At 45.9% G+C, this 13760-nt stretch carries 9 protein-coding genes; 4 read left to right on the top strand and 5 right to left on the bottom strand.

Annotated features, from left to right (window positions below; genetic code table 11):
- Positions 1-376 precede the first annotated feature (376 nt).
- The 3 genes from AC5YB3_RS17305 to AC5YB3_RS17295 form a co-directional block, all read right to left on the bottom strand.
- A complete protein-coding gene (locus AC5YB3_RS17305; RefSeq protein ID WP_494525813.1) occupies positions 377-2134 on the bottom strand; it encodes a UvrD-helicase domain-containing protein in 1758 nt (585 codons plus the stop codon).
- A complete protein-coding gene (locus AC5YB3_RS17300; RefSeq protein WP_494525812.1) occupies positions 2131-4122 on the bottom strand; it encodes an ATP-dependent nuclease in 1992 nt (663 codons plus the stop codon). Before AC5YB3_RS17300 ends, AC5YB3_RS17305 begins: the two co-directional genes overlap by 4 nt.
- Before the next feature lie 667 nt (positions 4123-4789).
- Positions 4790-6286 (bottom strand): aldehyde dehydrogenase, encoded by a 1497-nt coding sequence (locus tag AC5YB3_RS17295; RefSeq protein ID WP_494525811.1) that lies wholly within the window; start codon positions 6284-6286, stop codon positions 4790-4792.
- Positions 6287-6565: 279 nt separating this feature from the next.
- Here AC5YB3_RS17295 and aptA point away from each other — a divergent pair, with 279 nt between their 5' ends.
- From aptA to AC5YB3_RS17275, 4 genes are all read left to right on the top strand, one after another.
- Positions 6566-7930 (top strand): omega-aminotransferase AptA, encoded by a 1365-nt coding sequence (gene aptA, locus AC5YB3_RS17290; protein ID WP_494525810.1) that lies wholly within the window; start codon positions 6566-6568, stop codon positions 7928-7930.
- 69 nt (positions 7931-7999) lie between these two features.
- Positions 8000-9490 (top strand): CoA-acylating methylmalonate-semialdehyde dehydrogenase, encoded by a 1491-nt coding sequence (locus tag AC5YB3_RS17285; protein ID WP_006080674.1) that lies wholly within the window; start codon positions 8000-8002, stop codon positions 9488-9490.
- 30 nt (positions 9491-9520) lie between these two features.
- The gene (locus AC5YB3_RS17280; RefSeq protein ID WP_006080672.1) at positions 9521-9886 is read left to right on the top strand and encodes a cupin domain-containing protein; all 366 of its coding nucleotides are present in this window, start codon (positions 9521-9523) and stop codon (positions 9884-9886) included.
- A 183-nt stretch (positions 9887-10069) separates the two neighbouring features.
- Positions 10070-10792, top strand: coding sequence for a TorF family putative porin (locus tag AC5YB3_RS17275; protein WP_012088548.1), 723 nt, complete (start codon positions 10070-10072; stop codon positions 10790-10792).
- Between the two features lie 102 nt (positions 10793-10894).
- Here the strand turns inward: AC5YB3_RS17275 and nagP are convergent, their stop codons facing one another.
- Together nagP and nagX are read right to left on the bottom strand one after the other, a co-directional pair.
- Positions 10895-12193 carry an N-acetylglucosamine MFS transporter NagP gene (nagP, locus tag AC5YB3_RS17270; RefSeq protein ID WP_012088547.1) on the bottom strand — a complete coding sequence of 433 codons (1299 nt, stop codon included), beginning with the start codon at positions 12191-12193 and terminating at the stop codon, positions 10895-10897.
- A gap of 328 nt (positions 12194-12521) precedes the next feature.
- Positions 12522-13676 carry a transmembrane glucosamine N-acetyltransferase NagX gene (gene nagX / locus AC5YB3_RS17265; RefSeq protein ID WP_012088546.1) on the bottom strand — a complete coding sequence of 385 codons (1155 nt, stop codon included), beginning with the start codon at positions 13674-13676 and terminating at the stop codon, positions 12522-12524.
- Positions 13677-13760 lie beyond the last annotated feature (84 nt).

Raw genomic sequence — 13760 nt, 5'->3', positions numbered from 1 at the left:
GACACGCAGCAAGTCCGTCCTTGGATGCTCGACCGCCCCGTCCATGGGGCGGACGGTCGTCTCGCTAATCACCATGGCTCACCTTTCTAGCATTGGCGTAGTCAGTAAGTTTTAAAGAAATAAACAGCACGTTTTTGGACAGAAACCGTTTAGAGTATTGAGTCTAGTTAAGTTCTATTGGATTAGAAAAAATACCTCCTTTTATTCGCTCCCTAATCCGCTACGACCTGACGATGGTTCAGTTTTGTCTATGGGTGTCCATTTAGTGTGTTACTTTTCGATGCAAATGGTAGTTCGGTTTTTATCGCAAACTAACAACGCAAGCATATTTTCAAAGACACCTGAATCACAACACTCAAATCTTGTTTGATTTATTTCAAACCTTAAATGGACTGCCTTTGATATTTTCATGCCTAAAGATTTTATCAAGAGTGGCTAGTGATTTATCAGAAAGCCCCTGCGTAAAGAGAAGGGTTAAGTTATGTTTTGCCCTTGAACAGCTGACATAAAACAAGTTTCTATTTCGTTCAAAAGTATCACCTTTTCCTTTTGGAACACCGTCTTCCATCCATTCAAGCATTTGATCCCAGTTGTAGTGACTCCAGCCACGGCCACAAACTACTAGAACATTATCAAACTGGGCGCCTTTTACCCCATGCTTAGTTGAAAAAGGGGTTTTATCATTTATGTACTCGGCCAAATTTATGACTTCAGAGTAACGCACAGCGCGAAGACGCCTAATTTTTTCGACAAAACTCAATTCATCTGGTTCCAATGACTCTTGATCTCGGGCGGATAGTGTTTGATAGCGGACTTCAGAATCCGCGACTTTTGCCGGCACTCTTGGCATATTCGTAATTATCAACAGGTCTAAAACATCACCGATTGTAGAAGTCTCTCTAAGCCGCATTAACCTTGCTAAATTCTCATTCCAAGCGGTTTTGTCAGCTTGCGACGTTAAGTAGGAGCGGCTTTTCTTTTTAATCTGAAGCAATTCACCATACATACGTTGTTGGAAAGCTAGCGCAGTCGACTCAACAGTTTCGACAAAGAACTCAATGTATTTGTCATTTTTTTTCAGATAGTCTTCTGAATATTTGAAGCAATCTGCGAGATTTTTGAATTTCTGTTCGGTAGCTATCAGGTTATTCGTCAAGAACAGTATTTTGGTTTTAGATAACGACATATCCCAACCATGCTCAACCATTAATGATTTGGTTTGCTGGATAAATCGTCTAGTTTCTTCCTCAGGAAGATCGTCTTTCCAATGTGCACCAGCTAGCCGAGTACCTTGCCATTCATTTGAATGGTAAACCTTTATACTTCCTGTGGAGTTGGGGTCTGATTCAGCCTGAGGTAACTCGGGACGCATGCGATTGAGGCATTCAACAATATCTTTATCAGAACGAAAATTGGCTCGTTTGCCAATCTCGATGATTTTCCTTGCAGGACTGCTAATCAAACCGCAAGCTGACGAACCGTATATTTTTTGCCAGTGATCGCCAAAAAGACCAACAACAATTCCTGAGTCATTATCAATAAGGTTTTGCACGATACTTTCGGCAAGCGCGCTATCAGTGTCTTGATATTCATCAATAAAGATAATTGGGAATTTGCTTTTCAGTAATTTCTGGAATTTGGGAAACGCTAACATACGAGCCATTAACGCGACAACGTCGTCATGATGGAGAGAAATTTCATGTTCTTTAATCGACGCAAAACCTAAATCGTACTTAACCGTTTGATTACCAATCCCTGCCGATTCTGCAATTCTCTCTTGCCACTTTGCTCCAAGGGTAGGAATAAGTTGTCTCAACTGCTCCTGGTAGTTTTGTAAAACCCTCCAACTGAAAGCATGAATCGTATCCGCAAAAATGACCGGATTATTATCGGTTCTTGCCTTGATCTCGTCTTTGGCCACGTTTGTATAAGTGATACAGGCAACGTGTTTTCCAGAGACTAAAAACTCATTAGCACGTAAAGAAATCAGATACTTGAGCGACTCAATCAACGAATAGGTTTTTCCCGCTCCAGCACCGGCTTCCAATCTGAAACATTGCCCTTGCTTAATACAACCTCTTAAGCTTTCTAGCGTTTCAGCTGATGCTTGTGCTGCTGGGCTCAGTGTTGTCATGGTTGCACTCCTGCAACAGCTGCAGCTGGGTCATCGTCTAACCACGCACACCCTTCTTGAATATACTTTGGAACCAGCCAATCCGTATTACTTATGCAATATTCAATAGCGAAGTCCGCTTTGCTCTTTTTGCCGATCTCTTTTGCAGCCTCAAAAACAGCAGCCTCAAGTGCGGAACCAGTTAAGTTATCTAGCTGGAATAACTCGCTATTAGCCAAGATAAATGCATCTTCAAAGCTACGGCCGCATAAGCCACTAACATCTTCATCTACCTGAAAGGCAAGTCGCCGGCATCCGAAAATTTTAGAACCTGAATCTTTAGCTCTAATAGCAGCTAAGTCAGAATAACCCTCTCCGCCAAACCATCTTGAAATGCCGACGTTACTCGACCTATCACCGTGGCTCACCATTACAGCGGCATGATGTTGTTTCGAATAAACTGCGTCTAGGTCAGTAATAAAGAGGGTTTTAAGCTCAAGAAAATCTATGAATTTGTAGAAGTGATGTGCATAAGCGCCACCAATTTCGACAACTGACAGGTATTTCTGCCTTAAGTTAGTACCTAAAGCAGCATCAACTTTTTTAATCATTTGAGGCAACAATATCCTTTCAGTCGCCCCTTCAACAAGGATCGCTCGGTCTGCAAAATACAGGTCGCATTTTGTGAGCGTCAGGTATTTATGCAAAAACTCTTTGTCGCATGCTGCTTCGTCACTTTGGAAAGCAATACCCAGATCCTTAACTTTGGTCTCGTTTCCATTTTTGGAAAGGAAATAACGAACTTTGCTAAAATCAGCTTCGTTAGCAATATGCGAGGAATGAGTACTTACGATAAATTGTACAGGCCACACCTGCTGGTCATTTAGCTCACGCTGGAACTGCTCAACAATTTGCTCAAGCTGTCGAATAAATACTTCCTGCATTTGCGGATGAAGATGTGCCTCGGGCTCTTCTATGAAAATTACATGCCCTTTCGGTGGCGTTTGATGGCTTTGAAACTCACGGAAATACTCATAAATTCGGAAGAGGATAAAGATTAGATTCCGCATTCCCAATCCGTTATAGGTTTCAGGCAATGTAAAATGATCATCTCGTTGATAAAAAACGCGGGTATGACTTTCCAGCAGTGATTTAACATTGAGTTCGGTTGCTGCGCTTAAATTTGGATCGTGCAGACCAGGATATCCAAAAATATTTAAGGTGGGAAGTAGAGCTTTCACCCTTGCCTGAAAGTCAGTATCAACGACTTGTTGTAATCCTTCGACGACAGTATTAATTTCAGCTGATTGCGCCTTAAAAGCTTCTGGCGCACCAACACTACTCGCACTTTTGAAAATATTACCTAACGATTTACCAAGCACATCACGTTCATTGTGCGTTTCGTCATCTAAACCGCGTTGTGCATTTATAAGACCCGACAGCAGCAATTTTTTAAATGATGAAAACTCAAGTCGAGCTTTGTTGTCCAGGTTTGTCGGCTCGACCGCGTAAACGGTAGCCTCGTAGTGCAATCCAATCCGTGATCTAAGATCCGAGAAATATTGCTTCCTGTTTGTGCTATCCAGCCCACTAAAAAACTCGCTGATCTTACCGTTTTTTAGTTGATAAGAAATCAGGATAATGGTTTCAAATAGTTGGTCGTCAAAATCGATAATAAAGTCGCCAAGTACGCCATACTCATCCGCATTTTCTTGATAATTAATGAGTAACTCTAGCTCGATCGTTGGAAGCATCGACCTAACAACGTCATCTTCAGCGCCGCCTTGCAGAGCATTCAGCGCATCTTCGAAACCTGTAAGACAGGATTGATTGAAATCCTCATAACGCACCTTCGGACCGGCAGGATTCAGAAAACTGCGAAAAGCCTCCGCAAATGAAGTTTTCCCAGTATTGTTACGTCCAACAATAAGGGTTGTTTTTTCATCAATCGAAAATGACACATCTTTGAGCAGACGATAGTTTTTAATTCGTACATTTTTTATTTTCACTTTTCATCCCTGACTTAAATTTTATCCGGTAATAATTGACACTTTGCAGCCTTACTATAATTTGGTCAATCGTTGCGTTTCAGAGTGAGCCTAAAGTCACGCTACTAAATCATTTAGGGGCAATATTTTTTAGCTAAACGAACAGCAGAAGTGTTAGTTAAGATTGGCATTGTTGCAACTGTGACCGTTGGCGGCATGGATGCCGTCGTCGAGCCCTCAGGGACGAGTTTATGGCGAGTCACAGGGGAAACAATGACAATTCATGCTGCAAACTGACAACAAAGTTATCTTGCTTTGGGGCAATAGCTTTTTCGCAGAACGGCAGCGAGAGGGTTGGTTAGGATTGGCATTGTTGTAACAGTGACCGTTGGCGACATGGCCGCTTTTTCACATCCCTGCGAACACGGCATATACACTTCCGTGTGCTGTAGATGTTGCCGTCGAGCCTAGAGGGATTCTTCTTTTTAAATCTAAAGACGGCGAATCACAGGGGAAAGAATGGCAATAAATGCAGCACAACTGACGATTCAATGATCTTGCTTGGGGTAAAGACGCCCTAAAAATAAAAAACCTCTTTCCATGTAATATGAAAAGAGGTTTTAGTATTGAGCAAAAGCGGCTCCTTCTTTTATATAGACAAAAAAGAGCGGTTATAAAAACTAAGCGCTTATAGCACGATCCAAGTCGCTTTCAATTCTGTATATTTGTCGAAGGAATGCAGAGATTTATCTCGGCCATTACCTGACTGTTTATAGCCACCGAATGGCGCTGTCATGTCGCCGCCATCGTAATGGTTGATCCACACCATGCCAGCGCGCAGGGCTTTGGCAGTTTTATGGGCCTTGCTAATATCCGATGTCCACACGCCAGCGGCTAAACCGTAGATGGTATCGTTGGCGATTGATATCGCTTCTTCCATGCCATTAAATTCAATGACAGATAACACAGGGCCGAAGATCTCTTCGCTGGCAATCTTCATCTGATTGTTTACGTTAGAAAATACCGTTGGTTGCACATACACACCGCCCGTATCGGCCATGACTTGGCTGCCACCGTGGACTAAGGTCGCGCCTTCATCTTTACCTGCTTTAATGTAACTGAGTACTGTGTCTAACTGTTGTTTATCGACAACGGCGCCGCTCACAGTCGCAGGATCGAGTGGATGACCCGGATGCCATGAGGCTAGCTCCTCTGCAATAAGCGCAATAAGCTCATCTTTCACCCCAGATTCCACCAGCAAACGCGAACCTGCGGTGCAAACTTCACCTTGGTTAAAAGCAATGGCTTCGGCTGCAGCAACGGCGGCGGCTTTCAGATCTGGCGCGTCATTAAAGACGATATTGGGGCTCTTGCCTCCGGCCTCTAACCACACGCGTTTCATGTTCGACTCGCCAGCATAAATCATTAATTGTTTTGCGATTTTGGTGGAACCTGTAAACACCAACGTATCCACATCCATATGCAGGGCTAAGGCTTTACCTACGGTATGACCAAATCCTGGCAACACGTTTAGTACGCCTTGGGGGATCCCGGCTTCAATGGCGAGTTGCGCCATGCGGATAGCCGTTAAGGGTGATTTTTCAGAGGGTTTTAACACCACACTGTTACCCGTGGCAAGTGCAGGCCCAAGCTTCCAACACGCCATCAGCATAGGGAAGTTCCACGGCACAATCGCAGCGACAACACCGACAGGTTCACGGGTGATCATGCCTATTTCATTGTGAGCGGTTGGTGCGAGTTCATCGTAAATTTTATCAATCGCTTCGCCAGACCAGCGAATCGCACGGGCAGCGCCCGCCACATCCACTGCTTTAGAGAAACGAATAGGTTTACCCATGTCGAGGGTTTCTAACAATGCGAGTTCATTGGCATTTTCTTCGAGTAATTCGGCGAAACGTATCATCACTTGTTTGCGCTTTACTGGAGACTGCTGTGACCAAACACCAGACTCAAATACGCTGCGGCCATTGGCAACCGCAAGATTGGCGTCCGCCAGATCGCAACTCGCCACTTTTACCAGTAAGCGGCCATCGATAGGGCTAATACAACCAAAGGTGTTACCCGAAACGGCATCTTGGTATTCGCCATTGATAAACGCCTTCCCATTAATAGACAGGCTGGCAGCAAGACTTTCCCATTCGCTGCGTTTCTTCGGTGTGCTCATGATGACCTCTTAATAGTTCGCATAGGTGTGGTTTATCGTTCATCGACAAGAAATAGTGTTCAGTGACGACATTAGCGCAAATGCTACACATCATCACAGTCGTAATCCGAGCTTCAGATTACGCTGTTTGAGCAATAAAATTCAATATTTTTTACAAAAATAGCTTTTTTGCCACAAATAACTGCACACAGCTCTTCCATGTTCATTATTTCTAACATAGCATAGCAAATATTAGCCACCCTAAAACAAGACCTGAAAATACAGGACAAGGTAGACACTATGGCCGATTTGCCGCTCAATTCCTCAAGTGATGCTTCACATCAATCTTCAACTGAGCATCCCTCACTTGAACATTTCTGGATGCCTTTTACCGCCAACCGCCAATTCAAAGCCAACCCGCGGTTACTCACCAAAGCGGAAGGCATGTATTACACGGATATTGATGGCAATAAGGTATTAGATGCTACCGCCGGTTTATGGTGTTGTAACGCAGGCCATGGTCGCAAAGAAATCAGCGAAGCGGTCAGCAAACAAATTAAAGAGATGGATTACGCGCCCTCCTTCCAAATGGGTCACCCTATCGCCTTTGAACTTGCCGAGCGCTTAGTCGAGCTAAGTCCTGAAGGATTAAACAAAGTCTTCTTTACTAACTCAGGTTCTGAGTCCGTCGATACTGCACTTAAGATGGCACTTTGCTATCACAGAGCCAACGGTCAAGCCTCACGCACTCGCTTTATCGGGCGCGAAATGGGTTACCACGGTGTCGGCTTTGGCGGCATCTCTGTGGGTGGGTTAAGCAATAATCGCAAGGCATTTAGCGGCCAATTACTGCAAGGCGTCGATCACTTACCGCACACCTTAGATATCCAAAATGCGGCATTTACCCGTGGACTCTCGCACTTTGGCGCAGAAAAAGCCGAGGTATTAGAACAGCTTATTACCCTGCATGGCGCCGAAAATATTGCCGCCGTAATCGTTGAACCAATGTCGGGTTCTGCAGGGGTGATATTGCCGCCACAAGGTTACTTAAAACGTCTGCGTGAAATCACTAAAAAGCACGGCATCCTGCTGATTTTTGATGAAGTTATTACCGCTTTTGGCCGTGTTGGCGCCGCTTTTGCGAGTCAACGTTGGGGCGTTATCCCAGATATAATCACCACGGCTAAAGCCATCAATAACGGTGCGATTCCTATGGGCGCAGTGTTCGTGCAAGATTTTATCCACGACACTTGCATGCAAGGCCCTAATGAACTGATTGAGTTCTTCCATGGCTACACCTATTCCGGTCATCCAGTGGCCGCGGCTGCGGCGCTTGCCACCCTATCGATTTATGAGAATGAGCAATTATTCGAGCGCAGTTTTGAGCTTGAACGCTACTTTGAAGACGCAGTGCACAGCCTCAAAGGGTTGCCGAATGTGATTGATATTCGCAACACAGGGCTGGTCGCTGGGATTCAATTCTCCCCTAACGCTCAAGGCGCGGGTAAACGGGGTTACGGCGTGTTTGAACACTGCTTCCGCCACGGCACTTTAGTGCGAGCCACGGGCGACATTATTGCCATGTCACCACCACTGATTGTCGATAAACGCGAGATAGACCAAATGGTTAATAGCCTAAGCGATGCCATTAACGCCGTTGGATAATAGCGCCAGCTTTTCGTTCCACTCTCACATTTAACACCCCGCTGCGGCGGGGAACATCAAAGGTTAACTATGCTCAAGATCACTCACTTTGTTAATGGTCAGCACACTCCTGCCAGTACCAGAACCCAAGATATTTTTGAACCCGCCACGGGTGAACTACGTGGCCAAGTCTCACTCGCAAGCGAAACTGAAGTGGGTGAAGCCATCGCAATCGCTAAAACCGCCTTTGAAACATGGTCACAAGTCACGCCGCTCAACCGTGCTCGAGTGCTATTTAAATTCAAAGCCTTAGTTGAGCAGAACCTAGATGAAATGGCGCAACTTATCACCCGCGAGCACGGCAAAGTGATCGACGATGCTAAGGGCGAGTTGATCCGTGGTCTCGAAGTGGTCGAGTTTGCCTGTGGTATTCCGCACTTGCTTAAAGGTGAACACACCCAGCAAGTGGGTGGCGGCGTCGATTCTTGGTCAGTTAATCAAGCTTTAGGTGTTGTCGCAGGCATAGCGCCCTTTAACTTCCCCGTGATGGTTCCCATGTGGATGTTCCCAATCGCGATTGCCTGCGGTAACACCTTTATTATGAAACCCTCGGAAAAAGACCCAAGCTCAGTGATGCGTATTGCTGAGCTGCTTAAAGAAGCGGGTCTTCCCGATGGCGTGTTTAACGTGATTAACGGCGACAAAGAAGCCGTCGATACCTTACTCACCCATAAAGATGTGCAAGCGGTGAGCTTTGTGGGCTCAACGCCTATTGCCGAATACATCTACAGCACAGCCTCTAAACATGGCAAACGCGTGCAAGCCTTAGGCGGCGCGAAAAACCATATGTTACTCATGCCAGATGCGGATTTAGATCAAGCCGTTAGCGCCTTAATGGGTGCAGCTTACGGCAGTGCTGGCGAGCGTTGTATGGCGATTTCAGTCGTGCTCGCGGTAGGTGATGTGGGCGATGCGTTAGTGGAAAAACTGCTACCGCAAATCCAAAGCTTAAAAGTCGGCAACGGCCTGACGCCAGAGATGGAAATGGGTCCGCTGATCTCAAAACAGCACCTTGCCAAGGTCACCCAATATGTTGAAGCCGGTGTGCAAGAAGGCGCAGCGCTGCTGGTCGATGGCCGTAAACTGAGTGTTGAAGAAAATCCACAGGGCTATTTCCTCGGCGCCTGTTTGTTCGACCACGTCACGCCTGAAATGAGCATCTACCGCGAAGAAATCTTTGGCCCAGTGCTGGCGATTGTGCGCGTGAAAGATTACCCAACGGCGCTTGAGCTGATTAACCAACATGAATTTGGCAATGGCACGGCGATTTTCACCCAAAGTGGTGAAGCGGCAAGACATTTCTGCCACCACGTGCAAGTCGGTATGGTTGGGGTGAACGTGCCGATCCCGGTACCAATGGCGTTCCACAGTTTTGGCGGTTGGAAGCGATCACTCTTTGGGCCGCTGCATATGCATGGTCCAGATGGCGTGCGTTTTTATACCAAACGTAAGGCAATTACTGCCCGCTGGCCCGTAGGTAAACAGACTCAAGCCGAGTTTGTAATGCCTACGATGAAATAGCCGAATGTCAGCTCAACAAGGAAATCGCAAATGACTGTGAGCATCAACGCCATTATTCGCTTTGCTACGGCGCAAACACCCGTCGAGACCTATCAGTTACCGGCGGAAAAGTTGTTAGCAGGCAATCCAACTCAAGGGCTAGAGAATCATTATTCTAGTCCTTGTGATCAATTTCACAGTGGAATTTGGCAAAGTGAATCAGGCGCTTGGAAAATAAACTACACTGAATACGAGTACTGCGAAATCCTCGAAGGGATAAGTGTTATCACAGATCTTCAAGGTCAATCGCAGACGTTCACTGTGGGCGACAGGTTTATTATACCCGCGGGTTTTCAAGGCACTTGGGAAGTCGTGGAACCCTGCCGCAAGGTTTACGTCATTTTCGAACAAAAGTGAGATCAACGAGGCTGATGTTAGCCTCAAAAAAGCTAAGGTATCTTAGCAATAACTCGCCATGAGGTCACAGCAACGGGTTTTCCTAGGCTGTTGTTTGGCAAACTAACGGATGCACTGGCGCAATTGAATAATCATGGCCGCCAGTAACACGTCCGAGTCAACAAAGAAAATGGGAGAAATACCGTGTATAACAATCTGAATAAAAAACGGCTGGTACAGCTTGTCGGACTCGCGCTAACCACGACCCTATTCTCCGGCATGGCCGCCGCCGAAGTAACAGGGGAAATTAGTCTCACTAACGACTATCGTTTCCGCGGCGTTTCACAAACCGCTGGCGATCCAGCCCTGCAAGGCGGTATTGATTGGAGCTTCGACTCGGGTTTCTCTGTCGGCGCTTGGGCAAGTAACGTGGATTTTGATGAGCCAGGTTATAACGGCCCTGCTATCGAATACGATTTCTATGTCGCCTATGGCGGTGAGATCAACGAAGATCTGACCTACGACATTACCCTTAACCGTTATAACTACTCAGGCGAAAGTGACATTGGCTATTTTGAAGTTACAGCTGGCATGGATTATAAAGGCTTTCGTGCCGCTTACTGGTACACCAATGACTACGGCGGTAGTGATTTAGACTATCACTATGCTGAGCTTAACTATTCCTATGAATTTGTTGAGAACTGGAGTATCGATCTGCACTATGGTTACAACGTTGGTGATGCATTGGATGACGGTGAAGGCTTTGATAGCTACTCAGATTACTCTGTTGGCGTATCGACTGAACTGTCAGGCTTTGGGCTTTCTCTCGCTTGGTTAGGCACAGATCTTAGCGGCGACCAAAAGGTCTCTGATGGCGCATTCAAAACCTCAGATACCATACTTGCGAGCGTAAGTTACGCGTTCTAATTTGGCCTTAGTATAAAGTTCGTAACAACCGCTTAGATAAACTAAGACACAAAAAAGCCCTCATCATCGAGGGCTTCTTTTTAGCTATTTAAGCTGACTGGTCTACCAACTACGCATCTTATGGCCTTTCACCGCGTAGAACAGGATGAACAGATAACAGGGCAACATCACAATATAACCGCCCTGCATGCCCATATCTGTCGCCGAGCTCATTAAGCCCCAAGACACTGGACCAAAGGCGCCACCAGCAATCCCCATAATGAGAAGCGCAGAACCCGTACTGGTCAATTTGCCCATCCCAGACAAGGCTAGCGGCCATACTGCAGGCCAAACGATCGCATTGGCTAAACCAAGGAAGGCAATCATCAACAGGGTGTCAGGCAGCGCAATGCCACCAAAAGGCACTAACACAACATTCGCGATAGCGTAGGAGTTATTGTCGCCGAACAAAATACCGCATGTCAGTAACAAACCCAGAATAGCCGACACCATTAAAGCCTTAGGCTGTGAAATAAAGCGAGGAATTAACAGGATACCAAGCGTGTAACCTAGCACCATACACACCATGGTATAGGAGGTCATCACGCCGTAATGTTCAACCCCGAGTGATAACGCAAAAGTGCCTATAGTATCACCGGCGATCACTTCCACAGCCACATAAACAAACAGTGCCAACACGCCAAAGGCTAAGTTAGGGTGAGACAGCGCCGCTTTAAGTTGGCCTTTATCGGTATTTTCAACGGCTTCATCTTCATTGGATAATTCTGGTAATGGGGATTTTTTTACCGCCAGTGCTAAAATGCCGATAAAAATCGCCATGCCTAAATACGGCAATACTAAACCGTCTGCCATTTCATCAATTTGAATTTGAGTCAGCTCAGTACCAATACGGTCTTTAAAGCTGTCTAAAATCAGTGCAGAGAACACCACAGGCGCAATCACACCCGCACCTTTGTTCAAAATGCCCATCACGCTCACGCGGGCAGCGGCGGATTCTTCAGGGCCTAAACGCACCACATAAGGGTTAACCGCAGTTTGTAATAGGGTTTGGCCTGCACCCATCACTAATTGGGCCAATAGGAACAAGGCAAATATTTGGGTTTCCGCGGCGGGGATAAACAGTAAACCCGCCAGCATCATCACGCCCATGCCGATCGCCATACCATTCTTATAACCGACTTTGCGAATAAGCCAAGCGGATGGCAAGGCAGTAAAGGTCACTGCGATATAAAAAGAAAACAGGATCAACGACGCTTGAAAGGGATTGAGTTGCAATATTTGTTTCAAATATGGCATCAAAGACCCATTCAACCAAGTGGCGAATCCGAGGATGAAAAAGAGAGCGGCCACTATGGCCATGGGGAGAAAGCTGCTTTTTTGCTGGCTTTTATCGAGTGTCATTTCCATAAACCTGCTTCTTATAGTAATTAATTATTGAGGTGATAACGGGGTTTAAATTAATGCCTAAGTTCCCGAATATCCGTATCGCGACTCGTCCGCAATGGCTAATGTTATCATCCAAACGCACCATTGTTTCAGTGATGTTAAAACAAATAACACAAAAAGACAACGCTGTCATTTAATAAATTCTCGCGAATATTCCCTCGTAATCATCGATTGGCCAACTGATAAGTTATAAGTAAGTGATGACTAACATCCAGAAAATAATGTAAAAAAAGCCGCAGACACTGAGTGCGTGCGGCTGATCTCAAGCTATTAAGCCAACTGACTAAATTCTGACAAAAATATTGCGGCGATACATCCAATATAAAACCAGCCACTGCACCGCGAGCAAGCTGATAACCGCAGCTAACGCTTGAGCGCTTTCAGGCAAGGCCAGCACTAAGCCACCAAACACGCTTTGAGCGATATATTTCCAATCCACTAAGCTCGACGCTAAGTAAATAATGATGGCGTTGGTGCCTATCACCACGAAGAAAAATGCGGATTTTTGCCACTTAAGCACATCGACTAAGGCATAGAATACCGCCAGCAGTATCATGCTCCAGCCCGACGTCACCAGCACAAATGAACTGGTCCACAGCTCTTTATTGACCGGAATAACAAGATCTAACAGCCAACCGAAGGCTAACAAAATGCCACCCGCAGCGGCGAGCAATCCCACTTTGGCCCACTCTCCTTTAGGATGGGATTTAACAATAAAGTGGCCGACAAACACACCCGTTAACGCATTGACGATGGCGGGAATAGTCGACAGTAAACCTTCAGGATCGGGCGTGCGTCCCTGATAGCTCACGCCGGGTAATAAAATCGAATCGACATAGGCATTGATGGATTCCGTTGGCGAGAGCACGCCGGCCTGTCCACCAGGGAAAGGCAACCAAAGTTGCATTGCGCCATAACCGAGCAAAATGCCCAAGGCGACGATAATTTGGGTTCGTAGACTCGTGTGCCACACCAATAATGCGGCAAAGAACCATGCAAAGGCGATTCGACCTAACACACTGGCATAGCGAATTTTTTCAGGATCGGCAGGCGCGCCTGTACCCCAACCGTGATTGTATAAAATGCCCAGTAATAGCAATAAAAAGAGTCGTTTAATCCCGTGACGATACACAGGTAATCGCTCACTCATGGGTAATTTATCTAAACGTTTGGGGGATAAACCTAAGGCCACACCAGAGAGGAAAATAAACAGCGGAAAGATTAAATCGTAAAACCGAAAGCCGTGCCATTGGCTATGGTGCATCTGTTCATCGCCCCATTGCCAACCAGCCCAGCCTGTTAGAATAAGCAAGCCACCAAACAAAGCCTCACCGCCCAAAATCCAAAACATATCAAAGCCACGTAGTGCATCCAGCGACATCAACCTAGGTTTATTCACCTTTACTGGCGCAATTGCGTTTGTCTGTGTCGTCCCCATGCCATCATCCTTTATTATTGTTATTAAAAGCTTTTATAAAAGTTGAGCAAAACTAATACTGTACAAAACTAATACTGTTTAAAA

This window comes from Shewanella sp. 1311, from assembly GCF_059338235.1.
The sequence above is the reverse complement of the archived record's forward strand: the minus strand, read 5'-3'. Positions and strand labels throughout refer to the sequence as shown.

Coding starts and splice junctions, on each gene's coding strand:
- AC5YB3_RS17305 (WP_494525813.1), bottom strand. CDS start 2,134: ATGACAACACTGAGCCCAGCAGCACAAGCATCAGCTGAAACGCTAGAA.
- AC5YB3_RS17295 (WP_494525811.1), bottom strand. CDS start 6,286: ATGAGCACACCGAAGAAACGCAGCGAATGGGAAAGTCTTGCTGCCAGC.
- aptA (WP_494525810.1), top strand. CDS start 6,566: ATGGCCGATTTGCCGCTCAATTCCTCAAGTGATGCTTCACATCAATCT.
- AC5YB3_RS17285 (WP_006080674.1), top strand. CDS start 8,000: ATGCTCAAGATCACTCACTTTGTTAATGGTCAGCACACTCCTGCCAGT.
- AC5YB3_RS17280 (WP_006080672.1), top strand. CDS start 9,521: ATGACTGTGAGCATCAACGCCATTATTCGCTTTGCTACGGCGCAAACA.
- nagP (WP_012088547.1), bottom strand. CDS start 12,193: ATGACACTCGATAAAAGCCAGCAAAAAAGCAGCTTTCTCCCCATGGCC.
- nagX (WP_012088546.1), bottom strand. CDS start 13,676: ATGGGGACGACACAGACAAACGCAATTGCGCCAGTAAAGGTGAATAAA.